The sequence below is a fragment of the Streptomyces sp. NPDC059875 genome, assembly GCF_042731085.1.
Taxonomy (GTDB): domain Bacteria; phylum Actinomycetota; class Actinomycetes; order Streptomycetales; family Streptomycetaceae; genus Streptomyces.
In genome coordinates this window covers 113,784-137,998 of sequence record NZ_JBHWJZ010000019.1, presented here as the reverse complement: position 1 = coordinate 137,998, position 24,215 = coordinate 113,784, and the positions used below count along the sequence as shown (strand labels likewise).

Sequence of the window (24,215 nt, the reverse complement as noted above, 5' to 3'; positions counted from 1 at the left end):
GCCGCTGCGCGACCCCCGTGTCGCGCAGTCTCCGAACGCACGGCGTCCGGTCACGAGATCATTACATGGCGGGCACGGAACCGGCACCTGCCGGGTCCTTCGCTTCCCGCGAAGCCTGGACGCAGCGAACATGACGAGACGTCAGCCATCCATCATGACCACCTGCACCAGGTACGGGAGGAGGCGGACGGCCCGCGGATCGTGGTCCAGCAGCACCGCGACGGGAGTTCGTCCCCGGGATCGGAGCGCCTCGACGAGGCCCACCCGCCCCGACGTCCCGCGATCCGCCGGAACCGGAGGACCGGGCGCCTCACGGTCCGGCGTGACGGCGGGGATGGAGGGTACGGCGGGGACGGCCGGCCTGCTCCGGTCCGCGCCCGCGCCCGCGCCCGCGCCCGCGCCCGCGCCGAGGATCAAAGCACGTTCCACGGCGGCCGCGACGGCCTCGGCCAGGGTGGCGCCGACGGCGACGACCGTGCCTGCGCGGTCGTCGTGGTCGTCTCGGTCGTCGCCGTCGGCGGCCGCCCGGAGCCGGATCGCGCAGGCCGGGACGGTGAGCAGGGCCGACAGATCGTGGGCGACCGGCTCGCCCACGGCGCGCAGGGCGCGAAGGGGGGCGTCGCCGTGGGCCGGCAGGGCGAGCCGGGGAACCCGCACCCCCGGCTCGGCGAGCAGGTGAGTCAACCGCTCCTCGCAGTGCCGGGTCAGCGCGGTCTCCACGGCCGCCGCCCAGGTGAGCCCGGCCGCCGCGCCGGGCGCCGGCCGGAAGGGTGCGTCCGGCGCCGGGGCGGGGTGGGCCTCACGGGCCGGCACGCGGCGCAGCCGCCCGGTGACGAGGTCGAGGCCCCAGACCTCGCGCACGGTCCGGGCGTACGGGACGGCTGCGAGGGTCCCGTACACGGCGAGCGCGGTGAGCAGGGCGGCGAGGCGGGCGCTCCGGGCGTCGCCGCCGTGCCCTGGGACGGCGACGCCGGTCGTCCCGTCGGGCAGGATGCCGAACGGGTCGGGCACGGGAACCCCGCACGCCCACAGGCCCGTCGACCCGGGCACGGCCTCCGGCACCGCCCCGAGGGGTCCGGTGCGCGGGTCGGCAGTCGCGGCGGCCCGTTCCAGGAGCTCGACCGGGTCGGCGCCCGCGCCCGCCACCCGGCCGAGGAAGGCGGCTCGGGCGCCGGCCTCGGTGCGCGCGGGGGCGGCGGGCCGGACGTCGCCGTCCGCGTCCCCCTGCGACGCGGCCGTGCCACGCTGCCGGAACTCCTCACTCCATCGCGGATGCATTGCGTCGGCTCCCGTTCCCTTGGTCATGCACGGTCAGGGAGCTCGCCGAGCCCCCGAGCCTCGATGAAAGAGGACGGAGATCTGCGTCCGATCAACGCGAGATATAGCCTGGCCGGTTTCCGCTCACCCTGCGCCGCCGCCTGCGTGCGACAAGCCGCCTCCTCAACGACGCCAGGACTCCCGCGCCCGAAAGAGGTCTTCCCGAACGTGGCCGAGATCGCGCCCCGCAGACCGGATCTCCCGTCAGGTCGACCACTGCTCGCGCTCGCTTGTCGCTGCGCGGTGGGATCTCCCGCCCTCGACGATTCCGCCGCATCCGCGAATGGACGGTAATACGATCTGGCGCAGGCACCCCAAGGAGGCGTTCATGGAACCGATCACGCTCACTGTTCTCGGTTCGGTCGTCCTCGCTGAAGGCGTCAAGTTCCTCTACGAACAGGCTGGGGAACTGCTCCAACGCCGGAGGGAGCGGAACGGGGCGGACGGTGCCGAGGGGGCGAACGGGAGCGATCCCGTCACGCTGGAAGTGGCCGAGCCCGGCCTCTTCGCCGGGACCGTGGAGCCGGCTCAGGCAGACATCGAAGTCGTTCAGCAGTTCCGCGAGGACCTGACCGTGTTCTGGCAGGTCCTGGCACCGTACGCGAACGGCATCACGGACATCGACCCCGCGGATGCGACCTTGCTGGAGACGGCCGACGCGGTCCGGAACATTCTTGAAGCGATCTACGGCAGGCGCCTCACCTTCGCAGGCGAGAACCGCACGGAGCGGGCGCTCGCGGTATCGGGCGAGGTGCGGGCCGAGGAGGTCGCCGGAAGCGTGGCCGGCGTGCGCGCCCGTGGCGTCACGTCGGGCCGGGTGGAGGGCCGTGTCGTGGCGAGGACGGTGAGGCAGGGCGGCACCGTGTCCGGGGTCGAGATCCAGGGCGACATCGGTTGACGGCGCCGGCACCGGGGGCGACGGGATGAACGAGTTCGTCGGGCGCTCCTGGATCGTGGATTGCGCACTCGACCACCTGTCCTCCCGCCGGGACGAACCGCTGGTGATCGTCGGGCAGCCGGGCTACGGCAAGACGGCCCTGGCGCTCGAGCTGCTGAACAGGATCGGGCCGGGCGACGCCTCGACGGTCGTGGTCGGGCATGTGTGCCAAGCGGACGATGACGACACGCTCTTGGGACGCGGCCTCGTCGAGGAGTTGGTCGCCGCCCTGATCCGCCATGACGGGCACTTCGCCGAGCTGCTGCGCGCGGAGCCCGGTCTCGCTCTCCACGCCACTGTGACGGTCGGTTCCGCCGAGCCGGGTGCGCATGTCCGGGGGATCAACATCGAGTCCCTGCGTCTGGGAGGGGAATCAGCGCGCTCGGCCTTCAACCGCCTTGTTCGCAAGCCACTGGAGAGCATGCCGAATCCACCGGCCGTCGTCCTCGTCGTCGACGCCCTCGACGAGGCACGATCGATCGACTCGCACGAGAACATCATCACCCTGCTCGCCCACATGACCTCGGGCCTTCGCCGTACCGGCCTGGACTTCCGCATCCTGCTGACCAGCCGCGAAGTCGAGGAACCGGCGCTTCAGCGCATTGGGGGCCGACGCGTGCATCTCACGCGCGACGCGCCCCCCGAGACCGACGACGTCTATGACTACTGCCTGGCTCGCCTGACCCGCGACGAGCCCACCCTCGCATCGAGGATCGCAGCCAAGGCGGCCGGCAACTACCTGTACGCCCGTCACGTCATCTCGACCCTGGACATCGACGGTCAGGACGGGGACATCGCCACCCTCAGGCTGCCCGACGACCTCGGTGAGGTGTACGACGACTTCCTCGACCGGGCGCTCGCCTCCCTTGCGTGGCGCACCGTCCGACCGGTCCTGACCCTCCTGGCAGTCGCCCGCGCACCCGGCATGACCCCTGAACTGCTTGCGGCCGTGACCGGGCGGAACCTCTCGGACGTCGCCGATGCCCTCGCCGACATCAGCGAGTTCACCCACCGCGAAGGCGACGCGGTGCGGATCTACCACGAGTCCTTCCGTACCCACCTCCTGTCCGGTGCCCGACATCGCATCTACCCGATCGAGGCACATCAGGCCGTGGGTACGGCGTTCCTCGCCAAGCGGGTCGACGCGCCCTACCTGTCCAGGTACTACAGTCACCACCTTCACCAGGCGGGCATGCACAAAGAGCTCTGTGACCAGGTGCTGGCCACCGTCGGTGGTCCGGGTGCGGCGACCACCGCATTCTCCGGAGTGGAACTGGAGCACCTCGGACACGCCCTTGCGTCCGCCATCCGGATCGATGACCTCACCGCCGTCGCTTCGGTACTGCTGCGCCGCGCCATGGCCACCCACCTCTTGGCCGAGGACCCTCTGACGGTGCTCGCCGTCTCGGGTCTGGAGGCAGCACGCGAGCTGGCTTGTGCCTACTCGTACGAACGCAGCGCCTTGTGGCAGTTGATGATCGCTCGCCGGCTCCGGGCGGCCGGTCGGTTCGGTGAGTGTGCCGAACACCTCCGTTGGTTCGACGCCGTCTACCGCAACGAACTGCCCAGCCAACTGCAAGGATTGGCGGCGACTCTCCTCGCACGACTGCAGGCCGACGAGGACGACGATCCGGCAACGGTCCATGGGGCCGCCCTGCTCGACGAGTTCCACACAAGGATGCTGGCACGGCAGCTGCTCGACCAAGGGGCCGTCGAGCGGGGAATGACCGTGACGCGGCGGCTTGAATCCGATGAAGCGCGCGCCAAGCTCTACGGCTATGCGCTGTGGTTGTCGGCCGAACGGGCGGGACCGGCTTCGACCTGCCACATCGCCGAGTGGATCGACGCCGATCTGGCTCGGCACCCTTACAGCAGGAACGCCACCGTCGAGGCAACACACGCAATGGCCCTGACCTGGGTATCGCGGGCGCAGTCCGGAGAGCGTCCGGGCATGATCGCCCGGCTGTCCCGATTCCCGATCGAGTACTCCTCGGTCCTGGCCTCCGTGCGTCCGCCCACTACCGCGGTTGCCCGTCGCGAGGCCGAGTGCGCGAGGGAGGCGATGGACCTGCTGCGCTCGCGGAATGTGCGGTCGTACGAGCGGCTGTGGGTGGAGTTGCACGGGGCCCGGCTGGCGAGACGCTCCGGTGACGACGGCCTGGCCGACGACATCATGCGTCGGTTGTTGAGACGTCGGCCCAGCCTGCTCGACGCGGAGGGCCACCCTCAACTCGTGAGCCCGCCGCACGACGACTTCGTCCATGGACCCTGCCTCCAGGGGCTGGTCCTGGAAACCGCCCGCGAGTGTGTACGCGCCGGGCGCATCGCGGACGCGGTCGGCCTCGCCCGCGAGATGCTCGCCTTCCACGGCCATGACGGTGTGACCATCGCCGTCGATCTCATCCGTTGGTGTCACGACCACGGCCAAGACCTCCGGGCGGACGCATTCCTGGACGACTGTCTTGCCCTGCTTCGCGAGCGAATTCCGTCCCACCGGTACTTGGCGACTTACCTGTTACGGCTCTCCCACGAGCTGTCAGGAGTCCTGCGGGAGGAACGGGCCTCGGCGTTGGAAGCGGAAGCCGAGCAACTCGTGTGCGAGCTGCTGCACAGCCGGCACACGGACCACCGGTTCACCCCCTCCAAGATGGCCATTCTGTATGCCCGACTGGCCGCAGCCCATCAGAAACATGAGGACGCCGAACTCGTTGCGGCCTGTGTCACGCAGGCACTGTTCTGGACGGACCCTCCGGAGCCCGCTGAGTCCTCCGCCGATGACCTCGACGCACGGTACGAGTCCGTGGCCATCCATTTCTCGGGGGTCCAGCAAGGAGCCGCCACGAAGGCGGCCATCGGGCGAGTGGACCGGAGGCGAGACGATCGCGTGGGGGCCGTGGCAGATCATCTCGTCCAGCGTGGTGACCGGCACGGCGCGCTGGCCCTCCTCGATTCATTCGGCCTCGACAACGACAGCGTCAGGATCCTCGTCCTGGCCGAGCAGGGCCGGCATGCCGAAGCGCTGCGGCAGGCGCTGCTCCCGGACGTACCGCCTTTTGTGCACCTGAAACTGAGGGAAATCCTTCTGGAGCACGGCGACGCCGAACGGGCACAAAGGCTGACCGACGCGGTGCTCGAGCGCATGGCTGCCCTCATGAAGCAAGGACGCATGGGTGGCTTCCAGGCATGCCGCGCGGAGTTTCTCCGCGCCGAACTCCACGCGCGTCTCGGAATGTACGACCAGGCAATCGCCGGTTTCCTGCGCGCCGGTGACCGCTTCTCCGACGAAGCCGGGACGTGGCTGGCCATGAGCGTGTCGTTGGGCGGTGACTCCTACGCACCTGGCGAACGGGACGATTCCTTCTACGACGAGCAGCAGGAAGGATTGAACGAGGCCGCTCTCGATTTCCAGATCAGATTCGCCGAAGCGGTATTCGAGGGCGGACACGTCGACCGTGCTCGTGAGTTCATCGCGGGCATCAACACGGCGGGGTACGGACGCTTCGGATTCCCTTTCTGGGAGGGCGGCTCGCTCGCTCTGCAAGCCAAGGCCCGGGCAGCGGCCGCATGCGGCTGCCTCGACCTGCTGACTGCCGCCCTGGACGAGCTTCCCGCCGACAGCCCGGTCGTGGCAGGATTCCTCGCCCTACGCGCCCCCGAAACGCCGTACGGGCGCGTGCCGGACAACCTGCGCAAGGTCGTTGTCACTCTGGCCCCGTACTGCATGGGCGACATCGACGCGACACTCGCCCTGTGCGCCACGCTCTTGGACACCGCCCCCGAAGCCGCCGACGCCATCCACCGCGAAGTGGCCGACCACGCACAGGTCCGGGTCAGGCCCGGCTGATCCTGACCACGTCTCCCGCCGGGCCGCCCGCGAGGACGTCGATGCGGACTCCGGTGTTCGGGTCGGTGAAGGTCCGGCCGGGTGCGTAGGCCGCGAGGTCGAGCGGAGTGCAGCCGGCGGGCGGACTCGTGTCCGGGTTGCCGTTCATGATCCGCACCGGACCCTCGCCGGTCGGGGTCGCGGAGTCGATCCGGTAGATGAGGACACCGGTCGAGCAGGCGGACCGGTCGTGGCCCTCGGCGCGACGGGACTCGGCGACGTACGCCGTGGTCTCGCCGGTGCGCAGTACGGCGATCTTGGTGCCGCCGGGTTGCTCCACGGGAGTCAGTCGTACGGTGCGGCGTCCGGGCCCGGAGACGCAGGCGACCTGGTCGTCACGGGTCCAGCCCAGCTTCCACGAGTGCCAGCCGATGTACTGCGGGGCGGGCCCCGCGATGTCGCCCATGACGTCCCAGCCACCGGCGTACTGGTGGGCGGCGCCGGTGAAGGAGTACAGGTCGGGCAGGCCGAAGGTGTGGCCGGTCTCGTGGGCGACGACCTTGTGCCCCCAGCGCCACATGTCCTGACCGAAGGTCACCGCCCACTTGAGCCGCGTGCCGTCGGCGATGACGCCAGGCGTGGCGGGGTCGTAGAGGTAGGTCGGGGAGAACGGGATCGCGGCCGCCGCCCGGGTGGGGACGATGTAGACCATGTCGTAGCGGGAGAGGTCCGCGTACGGATCGGCGGCCGCGATGGCGTCGCGCACGTACTTCTCGTGGGTCTCGAAGGTCAGGCCGCGCTCGAACGCGTACGAGGTCGAGTCCGCGGGCATGCGGATCCACCGGTGCAGCGAGCTGATGGCGAGGCGTGAGCGGCCGTAGCTGGCCGTCCGCATCCAGTCGGCGGCGGGGGCGAGGTGGGCGGCGTACGGCTCGGTCGCGTCGGTGGCGGGCACGTCGGGGAAATCGACGAACAGGGTCAGGACGCGGCGGGTTCCGGTGGACGGCTGGAACTGGGCGCGGTCGGTGTCGTGGCCTTCGTCGGTCCAGCCGGTCCTGCCGGGCAGCGCGCAGTCGGCGGCCCGAGCGGAGGGTGCGGCCGCGTTCGCCGCGGGAGGGATGGCCAGGCACAAGGCGAGGACGAGGGGCACGGCGAGGGTGCGCAGGCGGGGTGGCAGGGCGGGCATGTCTCTCCCGTCGGAGGCGGAGGCAGGGATCGGAGCAGGAGCGAGGGGTTACGCGCGGCCCGCGGCCAGGTCCATGAGGCGGGCGAGGACCCTGCCGCCGGAGGCGGAGACGCCGTCGTGTTCCCACTCGTTGGTGACCCAGACGCGGGTGGCGCCGACCTCCCGCGCGGTGCGCAGGGAGAGACCCGCGTCGACGTACATGTCGTCGTGGTAGACGATCGCCGCGAGCGGGACCTCGTTGACGGCGAGGCGGTGCGGGTCGTACAGGGGCGGCCAGTCGGTGCGCGCGGCCAGCAGGTCGGCGGCGTCCGCGAAGGGGCGCAGGCCCCTGATCTCCCGGAACATCCAGGGGTGGATCATCTCTCCGGTGAGCAGGAGGGGGTCCGCGTCCTCGGCGAACTCGGGGAAGCCGGAGAGCGCCCGGGAGGCCGCCCAGCCGGTCGGGCCGGCCCCCTGCCCGTAGAGCGTCTCCTGCATGACGGCGAACAGCGGGTTGTCGGTGAACCCGGTCAGGGCCATCACCTGGTGGCGGAAGGTGTCGGTCAACTCGCCGTCCGCGCCCAGGGATTCGTCGAGCAGCCAGTGGACGCGCTCGAATCCGTCGCCCATCCCGAGCGCGAGTCCGAGGCTGCGCAGGCGGTGCGGAGTGAGCCGGTCCCCGTCCGGGAGGCGGACGTCACCGGCCGCGAGGAGGTCGGCGATCTTCCGCAGGCGGGGTGCGTCCTCGGGGTAGCGGGCGTAGAAGTCGAGGACCCGGTCGCGGACGCGGGGGTAGGTGCGGGCGTACACGTCGTCGGCGGTGGCGGTGAGGCCGGGCAGGCCGCCGGTGACGTAACAGGCTCGCAGGCCCTCGGGCGCATGGGAGAGGTAGGTGAGGGTGATGAAGCCGCCGTAGCTCTGCCCGAGCGTCTCCCAGGGGGTGTCGCCGCAGAGTCGGCGGCGGATCAGTTCCGCGTCGGCGACGATCGCGTCGGCGCGGAAGTGGGCGAGGTGTGCGGCGAGTCGGTCCGGCGAGGCGAACCGGGCGGCGGACCGCGCGGTGACCGGGGTGGAGCGGCCGGTGCCGCGCTGGTCGAGCAGCAGCACCCGGTGGGTCTTCAGCGCCTGGTCCAGCCAGCCGGGCGAACCGGCCGTCGGACGGGGCGACTTGCCGCCCGGGCCGCCCTGGAGATAGAGCAGCCAGGGCAGTTGCTCGCCCGCGCGGGCCGGGTCGGCGACCTCGCGGGCGAAGATCTCGATGGTGGGACCGTCGGGGGCCCTGTGGTCCAGGGGGACGGTGAAGGTGTGGTCGACAGTCGCGTACGCGGGGTTCATGGATCCCTTTCACGGCCGGCGACGGCTGGTGAGATGTGACATTGCATGAAGCAGTGTGGCTCGATCGGCATTGCGCGAGGAGCCCTCAGCTCTGCATAACCCCGTGCTATGCCCCGGCCGGCCGACCGCCCCCGGCCCACAGGGAGCGGACATGCCCCAGGTGCCTGGTCATGCACTCCTCCGCGCCCTTGGCGTCACCGGCGAGCATCAGGTCGAGCAGTTCCACGTGCTCCTCGGCGGACGGGATGAGGTCGCCGCGCTGGTCCAGGGCCGTGAGTCCGTACAGCCGGGACCGCTTGCGCAGGTCGCCGACGGTCTCGACGAGGCGTTCGTTGCCCGCGAGGCCGAGCAGGGTGAGGTGGAACCGCCGGTCGGCCTCCAGATAGCCGATGAGATCGTGCTCGTGGGCCGCGCGCACGATCTCCTCGGCGACCGGCCGCAGCGCCTCGAGATCCTCGCGGGCGGCGGTACGGGTGATCCGAGCGACCATGGGGATCTCGATGAGGGCGCGGATCTCGGTGTACTGGTCGAGGTCGCGTTCGTCGACCTCGGTGACCCGGAACCCCTTGTTGCGGACGGGCTCGACCAGACCCTCGCGGGCCAGGTCGAGCATCGCCTCACGGACCGGGGTGGCGGAGATCCCGAAGTCCTCGGCCAGCGTCGGCGCCGAGTACACCGCCCCCGGTCGCAGCTCGCCCGAGATCAGGGCGGCTCGCAGGGCATGGGCGACCTGGTCGCGCAGCCGCTCCCGGGAGGCGTTGAGGTCGCGGCGGGTCAGGTGCCCCATGACGGTGGTGATCCCTTCGTTCCGGTACGCATCACCACCGTACGATGTCACGCCGCGGAGCCCGCGGGTGCCAGGGTGTACGTCCGGCCGGACGTGTAGAACCCCAGAGCCGCCCGGCCCTGCTCGCGCGGCCCGTGACTGGAGGCCTTGGAGCCGCCGAACGGCAGATGGAAGTCGACGCCGGTGGACGGGGCGTTGATCCGGATCATGCCGGTGTCGAGCAGGTCGAGGCCGTGCAGGGCCGTGCTCACGTCGGCCGTGTGGACCGAGGTGACCAGGCCGTACGGTACGGAGTTGGTGATCCGTACCGCATGGGCGAGGTCGTCGGCGGGCAGCAGGGCCGCGACGGGGCCGAAGACCTCTTCGCGGAGCAGCCGGTGCCCTGGGGAGACCTTCTCGACCAGGGTCGGCGCCGCGTACCAGCCGGGCCCCTCGGGCACGACGCCTCCCGCGAGCGTGGGCAGCCCCTGCCAGGCGTCGACCACCTGATCGCGGGCGCCCTCGTGGATCAGCGGCCCGCACACGGTGGCCGCGTCGGCCGGGTCGCCGACGGCGACGTTCCGCAGCGCTTCGGAGAGAGCCTCGCGCAGGGGGTCGAGGGCGGCGCCGATGGCGACGACGCGGCTGGTGGCGGTGCATTTCTGGCCCGCGTAGCCGGCGATGGAGGCCGCGATGTGGCCCGCCGCCTGCTCGATGTCGGCGTCCGGCAGGACGAGCGCCGCGTTCAGGCCGCCCATCTCGGCCTGGACCGGGATGCCCCGGGCGGTCGCGGCCCCGGCGACGGCCCGGCCGACGGGGGTGGAGCCGGTGAAGGAGACGACGTCGGCGGCGGAGACGAGCGCGTTGCCCTCGGTCGCCCCACCGGGCAGAACGGTGAACACCTCGGCCGGTACGGCCTGGTGGACGATCTCGGCCAGGCGCTGGGCGCAGGCGGTGGCCTCGGGGGCCGGTTTGAGGACGACCGTGTTGCCGACGGCGAGCGCCGGGGCGGCCTTCCAGCTCGGGATCGCGAAGGGGAAGTTCCACGGGGTGATGAGCCCTGCCACGCCGTGCGGGCGACGCCGGGTCAGGAGCAGCCCGGGACCGGCCGCGGGCTCGTGGACGGCGCCGGTGGGCTCGAAGGGGGCCTGGGCGTAGTAGCGCCAGATCGCGGCGGCTCGCGCGACCTCGGCTCTGGCCTCGGCGAGCGGCTTGCCCACCTCGCGTACGGCGAGCGCCGCCAGTTCGTCGGCCGCGGCGTCGAGGGCGGCGGCGACCGCGCCGAGGGCGGTGGAGCGGGCGGACGCCCCGGCGAGCAGCCAGCCGGGCTGGGCGGCACGCGCCCGTTCGACGGCGTCGGCCGCGGCGAAGGCGCCGGGCGCCGGGATCCGCAGGAGCACGTCGGCCGGGTCGGCCGGGTTGCGGGAGGTGATGTCGGGAACGGCGGTGGTCACAGGAGGAAGCCTCCGGGGAAGGGGTCGTCCGGGTCGAGGAAGTACTGGGCGGTGCCGGTGATCCAGGCCCGGCCGGTGACCGTCGGGACGACGGCGGGCACGCCGCCGACCTCCGTCTCGGCGGTGAGGCGGCCGGTGAACCGGGTGCCGATGAAGGACTCGTTGACGAAGTCACGGTCGAGCGGCAGCTCGCCGCGGGCGTGCAGTTGGGCCATCCGGGCCGAGGTGCCGGTGCCGCACGGGGAGCGGTCGAACCACCCGGGGTGGATGGCCATCGCATGGCGCGAGTGCAGGGCGTCGGAGCCGGGAGCCGCGAGGTAGACGTGCTTGACCCCGGCGATCTCCGGCTGCGTGGGATGCACGGGCCGGTCCGGCGAGGCGTTGATCGCGTCCATGACGGCGAGTCCGGCCGCGAGGAGGTCGTCCTTGCGGTCGCGGTCGAACGGCAGCCCCAGGTCGTCCAGGGGGACGAACGCGTAGAAGTTGCCGCCGAAGGCCAGGTCGTAGGTGACCGTCCCGTACCCGGGGACGGTCACCTTGCGGTCCAGGCCCACGCAGAACGCGGGCACGTTGGTGAGCGTGACCGACTTCGCCGCGCCGTCCGCCACCTGGACGTCGACGGCGACCAGGCCGGCCGGGGTGTCGAGCCGCACGGTCGTGACCGGTTCGGTCACCGGCACCATGCCGGTCTCGACGAGGACGGTGGCCACGCCGATCGTGCCGTGGCCGCACATCGGCAGCAGCCCCGAGACCTCGATGTAGAGCACGCCGTAGTCGGCGTCGGGGCGGGTGGGCGGCTGGAGGATGGCGCCGCTCATGGCGGCGTGCCCTCGCGGTTCGTACATCAGCAGCGTCCGGAGGTGGTCCAGATGCTCGATGAAGTGCAGCCTGCGCTCGGCCATGGTGGTGCCGGGGATCACCCCGACGCCACCGGTGATCACGCGCGTGGGCATGCCCTCGGTGTGCGAGTCGACGGCGTGGAAGACATGACGCGTACGCACGGATTTCCTTTCGGTGGACGGGCGGGGTGGACGGGCGGGGTGGACCTGCGAGCGGGGCCAGGCGGCGCGACCTGCCGTGGTCGGCCGTGCGGCCGTCAGCGGTGACCGTCGGCGACGGCCTTCTCGGTCGCGGTCCGCACTCCGGCCTCCGTGGCGCCGGTGAGCGGGAGCCGCGGGGGGCGCGTCGGGCCGCCGCGCAGACCGATCAGGTCCATGGAGAGCTTGATCGACTGGACGAACTCGGTCTTGGAGTCCCAGCGCAGCAGCGAGTGGAGGGACTTGTACAGCGGCAGGGCGGTGGCCAGGTCACCCGCGACCGCGGCGTGGTACAGCTCGGCGCAGCTGGCGGGGAAGGCGTTGGGGTAGCCGGCGATCCACCCGACCGCGCCTGCCACGGCCAGCTCAAGGAGGACGTCGTCGGCTCCGATCAGCAGGTCGAGCTCCGGGGCGAGTTCGGCGATCTCGTACGCCCTGCGGACATCACCGCTGAACTCCTTCACGGCGACGATGCTGCCGTCCCCGTGCAGCCGCGCCAGCAGGTCGGGCGTGAGGTCGACCTTGGTGTCGATGGGGTTGTTGTACGCGACGACCGGGACCCCGGCCCCGGCGACCTCCGCGTAGTGGGCGCGCACGGCCGGATCGTCGGCGCGGTAGGCGTTCGGCGGCAGGAGCAGGACCGATCCGCAGCCGGCCTCGGCCGCCTGCTCGGCCCAGCGGCGGGACTCGGCGCTGCCGTAGGCGGCGACGCCCGGCATGACCCGTGCGCCGTCGCCGGCCGCTTCGACGGCCGTACGCACGACACGGGCCCGCTCGTCGTCGGTGAGGGTCTGGTACTCACCGAGGGAGCCGTTGGGCACGACGCCGTCGCACCCGTTGTCGATCAGCCGGCGGACCTGCTCGGCGTACGCGTCGTAGTCGACGGTCAGGTCCTCATGGAAGGGGAGGGTGGTGGCGACCATGATGCCGCGCCAGGGGCGGGCGGTGTTCCAGGTGGTGGCGGTCATGTCTAACCCTTCTGTAATGTGTGACATTTTATTGATGTGCGAGAGGACCGCAAGAGGGTCTTCGCCGGATCGGTCCAGAAACTTCGGCCTAGGGGGCCTCTGTTGAGGGGGCTTGGGCTTCCACGGCCCCCGGCTCGGCGGGTTCACCAAGTGCGGCGAGCGTCGACAGCGGGACCGGTACGGCGAACGGGCGGCGCTCGGCGGGCGATTCGGCAACGCCGTCGCGTGCCGCGAGACAGGCCACGGCCGCCCCGCACATCCGCCCCTGACACCAGCCCATGCCGGCCCGGGTGAGGAGTTTGACGGTCCGCGCGTCGCGCGCCCCGAGGTCGGTGACCGCCTCGCGGACGCGCCCCGCGGTGACCTCTTCGCAGCGACACACGTCCGTGTCGTCGGTCAGCCAAGTGGGCCATCCGGGGCCGGGGGCGTGGGCCGCGGCCATCACGTCGGCGAAGGCGCGCATCCGGTCCCGACGGCGCCGGAGTCCGACGATCCGCCCTGCGTCGGCACTTCGGCCGAGGAGCCGCGCGGCGACCGCCCGTCCGGCCAATTCACCTTCGGTACGTGCAAGTTCGGCGCCACCCACGCCTCCGGTCTCACCCGCCGCCCACAGGCCGGGCTCCGAGGTCTCCTGGAGGTCGTCCAGGGCGAGGCCCAAGGTGCCGTCGGGCAGCGGCCGGGTGGCGCAGCCGAGGGCGGTGGCCAGCTCTATCTGGGGGACCAGTCCGTGCCCGACGGCGAGCGCGTCACAGGCGATCCGGCGATCCGTCCCCGGCACGGGCCGCCAGTCGCGGTCGAGACGGGTGACGGTGACGGCCTCCACCCGGTCGGTGCCGTGCACCTGGGTGACCGCGCTGCGCAGCCGTACGCGCACCCGGTGCCGGAGCAGCGCGGCTCCGTGGACCAGGGCCTCGGCTGCCTTCCGCGGGTTGGTCACGAGCGGTCGCGGCGTGCGGGCGTACCGCAGATAGCCGGCCGCCTCGACCACGGTCGGCACCCGGGCACCGGCGGCGGCCAGCGACGCGGCGACGGCGAGCAGGAGGGGGCCGCTGCCCGCCACGACGACTCTTCCCCGAGCTCTCGACTTCGCTCGAGCAGGGGACGCCCCAATCCCAGGCAACACCAGACCGGACTTGAGCATGGCCTGTGCTCCCCCGGCGCCCACGACACCGGGCAGGGTCCAGCCGGGAAAGGGGAGTTGGCGCTCGTACGCCCCGGTGGCGAGCAACAGCGACCGGGCCCGTATCCGGACAGGGCGTTCCGCGGTGCCGTCGGGGCCGGTGACGGCGTGCGCCGTCCACGTCCCGTCGGCCTCCTTCGCGACGGACCAGACATGGTGCCCGGTGAGGTGGACGATGCCGCTCGCCCCCAGGCGCCGTCGCAGGTCGGTGAAGGCCGACCAGTCGTGGTGCAGCGCTTCGGGCCGTACGGCTCCCAGAGCGGGCGCCGGATGCCGGTAGAACTGTCCGCCGGGCTGGGTGGAGGCATCCACCAGGGCCACGGACAGGCCGAGTTCGGAAGCGATGACGGCACCGGCGAGCCCTGCGGAGCCCGCACCGATGACCACGAGGTCGTACGTTCCGGACGGTTCAGACACCGAGGCGGTCATGTCCGTGCCCTTCCTGGGTGGTGATCGCGTCCCCGGGACGGGCGGGAACGAGGCAGGCCCGTCGGTTGGGCACTCCGTTGACGGTGGCGAGGCAGTCGTAGCACTGGCCGATGCCGCAGAACGCGCCGCGCGGCCGACCGCCGTCGCGGGTGGTGCGCCAGGCCAGGATGCCGGCTCCCCACAGGGCGGCGGCGACGGTCTGGCCGGGCAGGGCGGTGATGCCGCGACCGTCGAAGGTGATCTCGAACGGCGGATCGGGCTGTGCCCCGACGAGGTCGGCGGGGGTGCGGGCCACGGGCCCTCCTCTCGTGACGGTACGTGCGTGACTCCGGGCGTCGGGGTGGCCCAGGGTGCCTCAGGGTGCGGGCGGGGCGAACCGCTCGGGTCTGAACGGATGGATGTCGAGGGGAAGTTCACCGCCGGTCAGACAGGCCGCGATGATCATCCCGGTCACCGGAGCCAGTCCGATCCCGGCCCCTTCGTGACCGCAGGCGTGCAGCAGTCCGGGCACGCGCGGGTCGGGTCCGATCGCCGGCAGGTGGTCCGGCAGGTACGGGCGGAAGCCCGGGTAGGTGCGCATCGCCCGTACGGTGGCGAGGACCGGGAACAACGCGGTGGCCCCGGCCGCGAGGCGGCGCAGCACCTCGGTGGAGAGCGTCCGGTCGAAGCCGACCCTTTCCCGGCTGGCGCCGATCAGGACCGGGCCCGCCGGGGTGCCCTCGACGACCGCCGAGGTCTGCAGTGCGGCGGAGCCGGAGGCCACGTCCGCCACGTAGTCGGCGGCGTACACCTTGTGCCGCACGACGCGCGGCAGCGGTTCGGTGACCAGGACGAAACCCCGGCGGGGCAGCACGGGGAGATGCACCCCCGCGAGGTCGGCGAGTGCGCCGCCCCAGGTGCCGGCGGCGTTGACCACGTACGGGGCGTGGATGTCGCCGGTCGCGGTCCGGACCCCGCGCATTTCGCCGCTAGCACCGGTGAGCAGGCCGGTGACCTCCTCCCCCAGTCGCACGCGGATCCGGTCGCCGCCGATGCGGAGCAGGTGGGCCGCGGCGTGGGCGGGCATGACCTGGGCGTCCTGGGGATAGTGGAACCCGCCCGCCATGCCAGGGGCGAGATGGGGCTCCAGATCGTGCAGCCCCTCCCCCGGGATCTCCTCGGCCGTGATCCCCGCCTTGTCCTGGCGGGCCGCGAAGGCGCGCAGGGCGCGCATCCCGGGCTCGTCCGCGGCGACGACGAGGCCGCCCTTGGGTTCGTACTCGATCCGCGGCGGGAGCAGGTCAGCCAGCTCCCGCCACAACCCGGTGGACAGCAGGGCGAGTTCGAGTTCGGGGCCCGGCTCCTTGTCGGAGACCAGGAGGTTCCCCTCGCCCGCACCCGTCGTGCCGCCGGCGACGGGGCCGCGATCGACGACGGTGACGGTGAGGCCGACATGGGCGGCGTAGTGGGCGCAGGCCGCGCCGACGACGCCGGCGCCGACGATGATGACATCCGAGGAATTTCTCGTGGGCACCGCAGTAATATTTCACATGGCACTGCGCTTGCCAAGACCCTGACACCCACCCTGACTCACAACCCCCACGCCCCTCGGACACGGATAGGTAACGGACTCCCCGATGGGTTGTCAGTACAATTTCACATTACTATGTTACAGGTCACATTCCAGCCGCTTCGGCTGTCCGACTGCTCTCGGAGTGACCCCTTATGGACAAGCGCACGCGCACCACCCTGGCCACCGCCTTGGTGGCGGCCCTCACCCTCGGCGTCGCCGGCTGTTCCGGCGGAAAGAGGGCCGACGACGGCCGGGACCGCAAGAACCCCGCGACCGTGAACAACGGCGCGGTGGTCGGCGGGACTCCGCAGAAGGGCGGCACTCTGACCGTCCTGTCCAACCAGGACTTCCAGCACCTCGACCCCGCCCGCAACTGGGTCATGAACGAGATGGACTTCGGCACGCGGCTGCTCTACCGCACCCTCGTGACGTACAAGGCGGAGCCCGGCGCCAAGGGCGGCGAGCTGGTCCCCGACCTCGCCGAGGACCTCGGCACCCCTTCCAACGGCACGAAGACCTGGACGTTCAAGCTCAAGAAGGGGCTGAAGTACGAGGACGGTTCACCCGTCACCGCTCAGGACGTCAAGTACAACGTGGAGCGGTCCTTCTCTCCCGACCTGACCGGCGGCCCCGACTACGCGGCCCGCTACCTCGCCGGCGCCGAGGGCTACCAGGGGCCGGCTCAGGGCAAGCACCTCGACTCCATCAAGACCCCCGACGACCACACGATCGTCTTCGAACTGCGCAAGCCCTTCGCCGAGTTCGCCTACGCCACCGTGCTGCCGACCTTCGCCCCGGTCCCGAAGGCGAAGGACAACGGCCCCCAGTACGACAGCCGCCCCTTCTCCTCCGGCCCCTACAAGATCGAGACGTACGCCCGGGACAAGCAGATGGTGCTGGTGCGCAACCCGCACTGGGACCCGAAGACCGACAGCGTGCGCAAGGCCTACCCCGACAAGATCGTCGTGACGATGGGGCTCAAGCAGAACCAGATCGACGACCGGGTCATCGCCGGTACGGGCCCGGACGCCTCCGCCGTGCCCTGGGGCAAGCTGCGCCCCGAGAACACGCCCAAGGTGCTCACCGAACCCGAGGTGAAAGCGCGCCTGCTGGCCGAGTCCAGCAACTGCCACGACATGGTGCAGATGCACACCGGCCGTGCGCCGTTCGACGACATCAACGTCCGCCGGGCGGTGCAGTACGCCCTCGACCGCGAGGCCATCCTGACCGCGAACGGCGGTCCTGCGCTCAACGACCTGTCCACGGCCCTCATGCCGGGCTCCCTCTTCGGTGGCAAGCAGCCCGACGCCCTGAAGATCCCCGTCACCGGTGACGTGGAGAAGGCCAGGCAACTGCTCAAGGAGGCCGGCAAGCCGAACGGATTCGCCACGAGCATCACCGTCTCCAACGGCGACAAGCAAATCGGCGAGGCGATCCAACAGGCCCTCGGGCGGGCAGGGATCAAGGTCACCATCGAGACCGTGGACCCGTCGGCCTTCTACGACACGATCGGCGACACCAAGAACCGTACCGACCTCGTGTTCACGGGCTGGTGCCCGGACTACCCCTCCGGCTCCACCTTCCTCCCCTTCGTCTTCGACGGCCGCTTCATCAAGGAGAAGGGCAACTCCGGCAACCACGCGCTCTTCCGCGACCCGGCGACCATGAAGCGGATGGACGAGATCGCCGCCATGACGGACGCCGCACAGGCCAACAAGGCATGGCAGGACCTCGACGGCGAGATCCTGGCAAAGGCTCCGACCGCGCCCGCCATCATCGAGCGCTGGCCGCTGGTGCTCGGCCCCAACATCGCCGGCGCCTTCGGCCACACCTCCTTCGGCGGCCAGATCGACTACGCCACGATCGGCCTCAAGGACCCCTCCAAGAGCGGAAACTGAGGGTCACTCACTCATGTCCACCACCTCCCCGCCCTTGCGTGCGGGCAGCGGGCCCTGGCAGCTCGCCCGCGCGGAACTGCGCCGCCGCCCCTCCGTGAAGATCTCCCTCGCCGTCGTCGCGCTCTTCGCGCTCATGGCCGTGGCCGCCCCGCTGCTCAGCGCGCTGGGCGGCTGGGGCCCGGAGGAGTTCGACAAGAGCGCCGTCGATCCGTACCTGGGCGGCCAGCCCATCGGTCCGCTCGGCGGCGTCTCGGCCGAGCACTGGCTCGGCGTGGAGCCCGTCACGGGCCGCGACCTGTTCGCCCGCGTCGTGCACGGGGCCCAGGTCTCCCTGCTCATCGCCTTCTCCGCAACCGCGATCGTCGTCGCCGCCGGGACCGCGGCCGGGATCGCGGCCGGCTACTTCGGCGGCCGCACCGACACCGTGCTCTCCCGGCTGATGGACCTCACCATGTCCTTCCCCTCCCTCATCTTCATGATCGCGATGATGTCGGTGGCGCGGGACGTCAACCGGATCGTGCTGATGACGGCCGTCATCGGCCTCTTCGGCTGGCCCGGGATCGCCCGCGTCGTCCGCGGCCAGACGCTCTCGCTCAAGCACCGCGAGTACGTCGACGCCGCCCGCGTCGGCGGCTCGGGCCCCTGGCGGATCCTGACCCGGGACATCCTCCCGGGCGTCGCCGGGCCGGTCATCGCGTACACGACCCTGATCATCCCCGGGATGATCGCCACCGAGGCGGCCCTCAGCTATCTGGGCGTCGGCGTCCGCCCGCCCACTCCGTCCTGGGGCCAGATGATCGCCGAGAGCGTCGCCTACTACGACACGGATCCCATGTACTTCGTCGTCCCCAGCCTCTGTCTCTTCCTCACGGTGCTCGCGTTCACGCTGCTCGGCGACGCGTTGCGCGACATCCTCGACCCGAGGGGAAGCCGTACGTGATCCTCTACCTCGGCCGGCGGCTGCTCGGTGTCGTCGGCGTCCTGATCGCCATCGCCGCCGTCACCTTCACGATCTTCTACGTCCTGCCCTCCGACCCCGCCGCCGCGGCCTGTGGAAAGTCGTGCAGCGCGGAGCGCCTGGAGGCGATCCGCGCCCACATGGGCCTGGACGACCCGCTGTGGCGGCAGTTCGCGGACTTCGTCACCGGGATCTTCACCGGTCGCACCATGGGCAGCGGCCAGTACGCCCTGCACTGCGAGTTCCCGTGCCTGGGTTACTCGTACGAGAACAGCGAGGGCGTGTGGGACCTGCTGCTCGACCGGCTGCCCGTCTCCGCCTCGCTCGCGCTGGGCGCCGCCGCGATCTGGCTGCTCCTGGGGCTCTCCGCGGGCGTCGCGGCGGCCCTGCGCAAGGACACCCTCACCGACCGCGTCCTCATGGTCGGCGCGGTCGCCGCCGCTTCCCTTCCCGTCTACTTCACCTCGGTGATGCTGATCTACGGGCTGATCCGGGTGGCCGGGCTGCTGCCCTATCCGCAGTACGTGCCCTTCGGCTCCGACCCGCTCGACTGGGCCACGAACCTGCTGCTGCCGTGGCTGGCGCTGGCCCTCCTGTACGCCGCCATGTACGCCCGCCAGAGCCGCAGTTCGATGATCGAGACGATGGCGGAACCGTACATCCGTACCGCCCGCGCCAAGGGTCTGCCGCGTCGCACGGTCGTCGTCAAGCACGGGCTGCGGGCCGGTATGACGCCGATCCTCACGATCTTCGGTATGGATCTGGGCGGACTGCTCGCGGGCGCGGTGATCACCGAGTCCATCTTCGGGCTGCCGGGCATCGGACGGCTCTTCTACGGCGCCCTCTCCACCGGTGACCAGCCGGTGATCCTCGGTGTCACCCTGCTCGCCGCCACCTTCATCGTCGTCGCCAATCTGGCCGTCGACCTGCTGTACGCCGTCGTCGACCCGAGAGTGAGGTACTGATGACGACACACTCCCCAGCTCTGCTGTCCGTCCGGGACCTGACGGTCACCTTCCCCACCCGGAACGGACCGGTGCGGGCGGTCGACTCGCTCACCTTCGAGGTGCACAGCGGGCGGACGCTCGGCATCGTCGGCGAGTCCGGGTCCGGGAAGTCGGTCACCTCACTGGCCGTCATGGGGCTGCACACCGGCGCCGAGATCGCCGGCTCCATCACCCTCGGCGGTCAGGAACTGGTCGGCCTGCCCGAGCCCGAGCTGAACCGGCTGCGCGGCCGGAGGATGGCGATGATCTTCCAGGATCCGCTCTCCAGCCTGCATCCGTACTACACGGTCGGCGAGCAGATCGCCGAGCACCACCGGGTGCACTTCGGGAGCGGCAGAAGGACCGCCCGTGAGCGAGCCGTGCAGGCGCTCGCCGAGGTCGGCATCCCCGAACCGCGGCGCCGGGCCGGCGAGTACCCGCACCAGTTCTCCGGTGGCATGCGTCAGCGTGTGATGATCGCCATGGCGCTGGCCTGCGAACCCGAACTCCTCGTCGCGGACGAGCCGACCACCGCTCTCGACGTCACCGTCCAGGCCCAGATCCTGGAGCTGATCGCCCGGATCCAGCAGGAGCGCGGGCTCGCCGTCGTCATGATCACGCACGACCTGGGAGTGGTGGCCCGGGTGGCCCACGACGTCCTGGTGATGTACGGCGGGCGGGCGGCCGAACAGGCTCCGGTGGACGCCCTCTTCACCGCGCCCGCCCACCCGTACACCCGGGGCCTGCTCGACTCCCTCCCGCGCCTCGACGACAGCGACGACACACCGCTGCGGGCGATCCCCGGCAGCCCGCCGTCCCTGCTGACGCCCGCTCCGGGCTGCGCGTTCGCCCCACGCTGCCCGCTGGCGGCCGCGGCCCCCGACGACGAACGCTCCCGCTGCGAGACCGAGCGCCCCGCGCTCGGTGGACCGTCCGGGCACCCGGCCGCCTGCCACTTCCCCGCGTACGAAGGCGTCGCTCCATGACCAACGAACCCCTGCTGTCCGTACGCGAGTTGACGACCGCCTTCCCCGGCAGGCGGCGCGCCGCGCCCGTCCGGGCCGTCGACGGCGTCAGCTTCGACATCGCGGCGGGCGAGACGCTGGGCCTGGTGGGCGAGTCCGGCTGCGGGAAGTCCACCACCGGCCGCACGATCGTCCGCCTCCTCGAGCCGTCCGCCGGGTCCGTCGTGTACGACGGCCGTGACATCAGCCATCTGTCGCAGCGGGAGCTGAAGCCGCTACGCAAGGACCTGCAGATGGTCTTCCAGGACCCGCACTCCTCCCTCAACCCCCGGCAGACGGTGGCCCGCATCATCTCGGACCCCCTCATGGTGCACGGGAGTTCGGCGGCGGAAGCGCGCACGAGGGCTGCGGAGCTGATGGAACTCGTCGGGCTGATCCCCGAACACATCGACCGCTACCCGCACGAGTTCTCCGGCGGTCAGGCGCAGCGCATCGGCATCGCCCGCTCGCTGGCCACCAGCCCCCGGCTCGTCGTCGCCGACGAGCCGGTCTCCGCCCTCGACGTCTCCGTACAGGCCCAGATCGTCAACCTGATGGAGCGCCTCCAGCGCGAACTCGGCCTCGCCTATCTCTTCATCGCCCATGACCTGTCGGTGGTCAAACGGGTCTGCGACCGTGTCGCGGTGATGTACCTCGGCCGGATCGTCGAGATCGGCGCGAAGGAGCGGGTGTACGCGGCGCCCGCCCACCCCTACACACGGGCGCTGCTCTCCGCCGTGCCCCTGCCCGACCCCGCAGCCGAGCGGACGCGAGAACGGATCACCCTGCTCGGCGACCCGCCGAGCCCGGCCGCTCCCCCGCCCGGCTGCACCTTCCACCCGCGCTGCCCGAAGGCGCGGGAGATCTGCCGGACGGAGGCTCCGGTGCTGCGGATCGCCGCCCCGGGCGAGGCCCGTCAGGTGGCCTGCCACTTCCCCGAGAGCTCCTGAAGAACGGTTGTGCCCCGGGTCCGCGATCGGTCCCGGGGCACAACCGTCTCCGCCGGCTACGACTTGGTGATGCGGACGGTCTCGCCGTATCCGTCGGCGCCGAGCACGTCGATGCGTACGCCGGCAGCCGCGTCGGTGAACGACTCACCGGCCCAGAAGGGGGCGTCGTCCAGGGGGCGGCAGCCGTTCGCCGGGGTGGCGTTCGGTTCGGCGTCGACGACCCGGACCGGTCCGTAGCCGGTGCGCACCGACGTGTCCACCTTGTAGACCAGCGCGCCGGTCGAGCATGCGCCCCGGTCCGCCTGGATCGCCCGCCTCGACTCGACGACGTACGCGGTGGTGGGACCGGTGCGGATCACCGCCATCTTGGTGCCGCTGCCGTATTCGACCGCGGTCAGGTACACGGTGTCGCTGCCCGCCGACGCCCGGCAGACGACCTGGCTGTCCGCGGTCCAGCCGAGCTTCCAGGAGTGCCAGGCGAAGTACTGCGACCCGGCTCCGCCGATGAGCCCCATGACGTCCCAGCCGCCGACGAAGCGATGGGCGTCCGTGCCCGCGTCGAACGCGTACAGGTCGGGCAGGCCGAAGGTGTGGCCGGTCTCGTGGGCCACCAGCTTGGGTCCCCAGTGCCACATGTCCTGGCCGAAGGTCACGGCCCACTTGATCAGGGCGCCGTCGGCGCGGACGCCCGTCGTTCCCGGCGCGTGCACGTAGGTGGGTGTGAAGGAGATCGCCGAGGCGTTGCGGGTCGCGACGACGTAGACCATGTCGTAGCGCGAGAAGTCCACGGACGGATCGGCGGCGGCGACCGCGTCCTTGACGTATTCCTCGTGCGTCTCGTGGGTCAGTCCGCGCGCGAAGCCGTAGTCCGTGGATCTGTGCGGCATCCTCGCCCATTGCCGGTGCTGGGTGACGGCGAGCCATGCCTTGCCGTACGAGGCGTTCCACAGCCAGTCGGCGCCCGGCGTGATCTGCGCGGCGTCGTCGGCGGGGGCTTCGGTGGCGGGCGCGTCGGGGAAGTCGACGAAGATCATGCCGACCCTGATGGTCCCGGCGGGGCGCTTGAAGACGGAGTAGTCCGTGTCGTGCCCCTCGTCCGTCCAGCCGGTGGCGCCGCGCAGCGCACAGGCGGAGACGGCGTCGGTGGCGGCGCGGGCGGAGGAGTTCCCGGGCAGAAGCAGGACAAGAGCCGCGAGCAAGGGCGCCCAGAGCACGGCGCGTACGGGGAGGAGGGAAGGGCGCGTTCTCAAGCGATCACTACCTCTCGATGCATGACGGTGAATGGCGTGTGACATTTCACATAGCCTCGCGGTTGCACGGGTCTGTCCGAAAGCTGTCGCCGGTCCATAACATCCGCGCCATGGATCTGGAGGTACGGCATCTACGAGTGGTGTGCGCGATCGCCGAAGCGGGCAGCCTCACGCGCGCCGCCGCCTCTCTGGGCATGACCCAGCCCGGGCTCAGTGCTCAACTGCGCCGTATCGAGGCCATGTTGGGCGGGGCGCTGTTCGACCGGCGGCAGGCGGGAGCCGCTGCCACCCCCTTCGGCGAGCTGGTGCTCGACCGGGCCCGCTCCGTCCTTCCGGGCATCGACGGGCTGCTCGCCGACACCGCACGTGCGGCCCGCCGGATGTCGGCCCACGACCGTGTCCGGATCGGCTCGGTCGGCGCCCCGCTGCTCGGCCATCTCGTCCTGGCCGTCAAGGCCTTGCTGCCCGCTGCGGAGGTGACGACGCGCTGCCAGTACTCGCCCGTCACCCTGCTCGACGAACTGGCGGCGGACCGGCTGGAGGCGGCGGTGCTCGGCGACCATCCCGATCAGGAACTGCCGCGCCGCGAGGGTGTGGTGCTCCAACCGATCGCCACCGAGCCGGTCTTCGCCCTCCTGCCCGCCGCCCACCCGCTGGCGTCGCGGGACGAGGTCGCGCTGACGGAACTCCTGGAGGAGGACTGGGCGGTCCCCCGGCCCGACGGCGACCGGACCCGCGAATACTGGTCCTCCGTCTGCGCCCTGACGGGCCGCCGCCCGTTCACTCCGTACGAGGCGGAGGGGCGCCAGCTGATCGAGCTCGTCCGTGCCGGCCTGGCCGTGAGCCTCTGCCAGGCCACGTTCGTCGACGTCCCGGGGATCGCGGTCCGCCCCCTGGCCGGCAACCCCTTGTGGTACCGGCACGTCCTGGCCTGGCACCATGACGGCCCGCTCGCGCCCCGCGGCCCCGACATCCTGCGCCGGATCGCCGACGGCTACCGGGACACCTGCGCCGCCACCCCCACGTACGCGCGCTGGCGCGCACGACATCCGCACGCCACGGGACCGACCACGGCGTGACGGCGGCCGTCGCCTCTGCCTTCAACCGCCGTGCAGAGGCTTCGGCATCACCCCCATGGTGGTCGCACGCATTCTGGCGGAGGGAACTATGGTGTCCCACCACATACGACGGTGACCTGCGTGTTTC

19 protein-coding genes are annotated in these 24,215 nt (G+C 71.4%); 8 read left to right on the top strand and 11 right to left on the bottom strand.

What is annotated here, in order from left to right; all coding sequences use genetic code 11:
- Nucleotides 1-141: 141 nt before the first annotated feature.
- The gene (locus ACFV9D_RS23475) at nucleotides 142-1,278 is read right to left on the bottom strand and encodes a hypothetical protein (RefSeq protein ID WP_385149442.1); all 1,137 of its coding nucleotides are present in this window, start codon (nucleotides 1,276-1,278) and stop codon (nucleotides 142-144) included.
- 367 nt (nucleotides 1,279-1,645) lie between these two features.
- Here ACFV9D_RS23475 and ACFV9D_RS23470 point away from each other — a divergent pair, with 367 nt between their 5' ends.
- Nucleotides 1,646-2,215 carry a hypothetical protein gene (locus ACFV9D_RS23470; RefSeq protein ID WP_385149439.1) on the top strand — a complete coding sequence of 190 codons (570 nt, stop codon included), beginning with the start codon at nucleotides 1,646-1,648 and terminating at the stop codon, nucleotides 2,213-2,215.
- 25 nt (nucleotides 2,216-2,240) lie between these two features.
- The gene (locus ACFV9D_RS23465; RefSeq protein WP_385149436.1) at nucleotides 2,241-6,098 is read left to right on the top strand and encodes an AAA family ATPase; all 3,858 of its coding nucleotides are present in this window, start codon (nucleotides 2,241-2,243) and stop codon (nucleotides 6,096-6,098) included.
- Here the strand turns inward: ACFV9D_RS23465 and ACFV9D_RS23460 are convergent.
- The 9 genes from ACFV9D_RS23460 to ACFV9D_RS23420 form a co-directional block, all read right to left on the bottom strand.
- A complete protein-coding gene (locus ACFV9D_RS23460) occupies nucleotides 6,085-7,263 on the bottom strand; it encodes a M6 family metalloprotease domain-containing protein (protein WP_385149433.1) in 1,179 nt (392 codons plus the stop codon). The genes ACFV9D_RS23465 and ACFV9D_RS23460 overlap by 14 nt on opposite strands.
- A gap of 48 nt (nucleotides 7,264-7,311) precedes the next feature.
- Nucleotides 7,312-8,577 (bottom strand): alpha/beta fold hydrolase, encoded by a 1,266-nt coding sequence (locus ACFV9D_RS23455; protein ID WP_385149431.1) that lies wholly within the window; start codon nucleotides 8,575-8,577, stop codon nucleotides 7,312-7,314.
- A gap of 106 nt (nucleotides 8,578-8,683) precedes the next feature.
- A complete protein-coding gene (locus ACFV9D_RS23450; RefSeq protein WP_385149428.1) occupies nucleotides 8,684-9,364 on the bottom strand; it encodes a GntR family transcriptional regulator in 681 nt (226 codons plus the stop codon).
- Between the two features lie 47 nt (nucleotides 9,365-9,411).
- Nucleotides 9,412-10,797 (bottom strand): aldehyde dehydrogenase family protein, encoded by a 1,386-nt coding sequence (locus ACFV9D_RS23445; protein WP_385149425.1) that lies wholly within the window; start codon nucleotides 10,795-10,797, stop codon nucleotides 9,412-9,414.
- Nucleotides 10,794-11,798: a proline racemase family protein gene (locus ACFV9D_RS23440; RefSeq protein WP_385149423.1), complete on the bottom strand. Its 1,005-nt coding sequence runs from the start codon at nucleotides 11,796-11,798 to the stop codon at nucleotides 10,794-10,796. The genes ACFV9D_RS23445 and ACFV9D_RS23440 overlap by 4 nt, the downstream gene beginning before the upstream one ends.
- Nucleotides 11,799-11,893: 95 nt before the next feature.
- A complete protein-coding gene (locus tag ACFV9D_RS23435; RefSeq protein WP_385149420.1) occupies nucleotides 11,894-12,802 on the bottom strand; it encodes a dihydrodipicolinate synthase family protein in 909 nt (302 codons plus the stop codon).
- Between the two features lie 88 nt (nucleotides 12,803-12,890).
- The gene (locus ACFV9D_RS23430; protein ID WP_385149417.1) at nucleotides 12,891-14,411 is read right to left on the bottom strand and encodes an NAD(P)/FAD-dependent oxidoreductase; all 1,521 of its coding nucleotides are present in this window, start codon (nucleotides 14,409-14,411) and stop codon (nucleotides 12,891-12,893) included.
- Nucleotides 14,392-14,706 carry a (2Fe-2S)-binding protein gene (locus tag ACFV9D_RS23425; RefSeq protein WP_385149414.1) on the bottom strand — a complete coding sequence of 105 codons (315 nt, stop codon included), beginning with the start codon at nucleotides 14,704-14,706 and terminating at the stop codon, nucleotides 14,392-14,394. The genes ACFV9D_RS23430 and ACFV9D_RS23425 overlap by 20 nt, the downstream gene beginning before the upstream one ends.
- A gap of 60 nt (nucleotides 14,707-14,766) precedes the next feature.
- Nucleotides 14,767-15,924 carry an NAD(P)/FAD-dependent oxidoreductase gene (locus ACFV9D_RS23420; protein ID WP_385149411.1) on the bottom strand — a complete coding sequence of 386 codons (1,158 nt, stop codon included), beginning with the start codon at nucleotides 15,922-15,924 and terminating at the stop codon, nucleotides 14,767-14,769.
- 191 nt (nucleotides 15,925-16,115) lie between these two features.
- Here ACFV9D_RS23420 and ACFV9D_RS23415 point away from each other — a divergent pair, with 191 nt between their 5' ends.
- Genes ACFV9D_RS23415 through ACFV9D_RS23395 form a run of 5 tightly spaced genes read left to right on the top strand, consistent with a single transcriptional unit; the run spans nucleotide 16,116 to nucleotide 21,759 of the window.
- Nucleotides 16,116-17,861 carry an ABC transporter substrate-binding protein gene (locus tag ACFV9D_RS23415; RefSeq protein WP_385149408.1) on the top strand — a complete coding sequence of 582 codons (1,746 nt, stop codon included), beginning with the start codon at nucleotides 16,116-16,118 and terminating at the stop codon, nucleotides 17,859-17,861.
- 13 nt (nucleotides 17,862-17,874) lie between these two features.
- Nucleotides 17,875-18,801: an ABC transporter permease gene (locus ACFV9D_RS23410; protein WP_385149405.1), complete on the top strand. Its 927-nt coding sequence runs from the start codon at nucleotides 17,875-17,877 to the stop codon at nucleotides 18,799-18,801.
- On the top strand, nucleotides 18,798-19,784 hold the full coding sequence (locus ACFV9D_RS23405; RefSeq protein WP_385149402.1) for an ABC transporter permease: 987 nt from the start codon (nucleotides 18,798-18,800) through the stop codon (nucleotides 19,782-19,784). Before ACFV9D_RS23410 ends, ACFV9D_RS23405 begins: the two co-directional genes overlap by 4 nt.
- Entirely contained in the window at nucleotides 19,784-20,791 is a 1,008-nt protein-coding gene (locus tag ACFV9D_RS23400) for an ABC transporter ATP-binding protein (protein ID WP_385149399.1), read from the top strand. Before ACFV9D_RS23405 ends, ACFV9D_RS23400 begins: the two co-directional genes overlap by 1 nt.
- A complete protein-coding gene (locus ACFV9D_RS23395; protein ID WP_385149396.1) occupies nucleotides 20,788-21,759 on the top strand; it encodes an ABC transporter ATP-binding protein in 972 nt (323 codons plus the stop codon). The genes ACFV9D_RS23400 and ACFV9D_RS23395 overlap by 4 nt, the downstream gene beginning before the upstream one ends.
- Nucleotides 21,760-21,815: 56 nt before the next feature.
- Here the strand turns inward: ACFV9D_RS23395 and ACFV9D_RS23390 are convergent, their stop codons facing one another.
- Complete coding sequence (locus tag ACFV9D_RS23390) at nucleotides 21,816-23,009, bottom strand: M6 family metalloprotease domain-containing protein (RefSeq protein WP_385149393.1); 1,194 nt, start codon at nucleotides 23,007-23,009, stop codon at nucleotides 21,816-21,818.
- 110 nt (nucleotides 23,010-23,119) lie between these two features.
- On the opposite strand from ACFV9D_RS23390, the gene ACFV9D_RS23385 reads away from it, so the two are divergent.
- Nucleotides 23,120-24,088: a LysR family transcriptional regulator gene (locus tag ACFV9D_RS23385; protein ID WP_385149390.1), complete on the top strand. Its 969-nt coding sequence runs from the start codon at nucleotides 23,120-23,122 to the stop codon at nucleotides 24,086-24,088.
- Nucleotides 24,089-24,215: the final 127 nt, after the last annotated feature.

What these genes read in the sequence shown, in the direction of transcription:
- ACFV9D_RS23475 (WP_385149442.1), bottom strand. Translation starts at nt 1,278, where the DNA reads ATGCATCCGCGATGGAGTGAGGAGTTCCGGCAGCGTGGCACGGCCGCG.
- ACFV9D_RS23470 (WP_385149439.1), top strand. Translation starts at nt 1,646, where the DNA reads ATGGAACCGATCACGCTCACTGTTCTCGGTTCGGTCGTCCTCGCTGAA.
- ACFV9D_RS23465 (WP_385149436.1), top strand. Translation starts at nt 2,241, where the DNA reads ATGAACGAGTTCGTCGGGCGCTCCTGGATCGTGGATTGCGCACTCGAC.
- ACFV9D_RS23460 (WP_385149433.1), bottom strand. Translation starts at nt 7,263, where the DNA reads ATGCCCGCCCTGCCACCCCGCCTGCGCACCCTCGCCGTGCCCCTCGTC.
- ACFV9D_RS23455 (WP_385149431.1), bottom strand. Translation starts at nt 8,577, where the DNA reads ATGAACCCCGCGTACGCGACTGTCGACCACACCTTCACCGTCCCCCTG.
- ACFV9D_RS23450 (WP_385149428.1), bottom strand. Translation starts at nt 9,364, where the DNA reads ATGGGGCACCTGACCCGCCGCGACCTCAACGCCTCCCGGGAGCGGCTG.
- ACFV9D_RS23435 (WP_385149420.1), bottom strand. Translation starts at nt 12,802, where the DNA reads ATGACCGCCACCACCTGGAACACCGCCCGCCCCTGGCGCGGCATCATG.
- ACFV9D_RS23430 (WP_385149417.1), bottom strand. Translation starts at nt 14,411, where the DNA reads ATGACCGCCTCGGTGTCTGAACCGTCCGGAACGTACGACCTCGTGGTC.
- ACFV9D_RS23415 (WP_385149408.1), top strand. Translation starts at nt 16,116, where the DNA reads ATGGACAAGCGCACGCGCACCACCCTGGCCACCGCCTTGGTGGCGGCC.
- ACFV9D_RS23410 (WP_385149405.1), top strand. Translation starts at nt 17,875, where the DNA reads ATGTCCACCACCTCCCCGCCCTTGCGTGCGGGCAGCGGGCCCTGGCAG.
- ACFV9D_RS23400 (WP_385149399.1), top strand. Translation starts at nt 19,784, where the DNA reads ATGACGACACACTCCCCAGCTCTGCTGTCCGTCCGGGACCTGACGGTC.
- ACFV9D_RS23395 (WP_385149396.1), top strand. Translation starts at nt 20,788, where the DNA reads ATGACCAACGAACCCCTGCTGTCCGTACGCGAGTTGACGACCGCCTTC.
- ACFV9D_RS23385 (WP_385149390.1), top strand. Translation starts at nt 23,120, where the DNA reads ATGGATCTGGAGGTACGGCATCTACGAGTGGTGTGCGCGATCGCCGAA.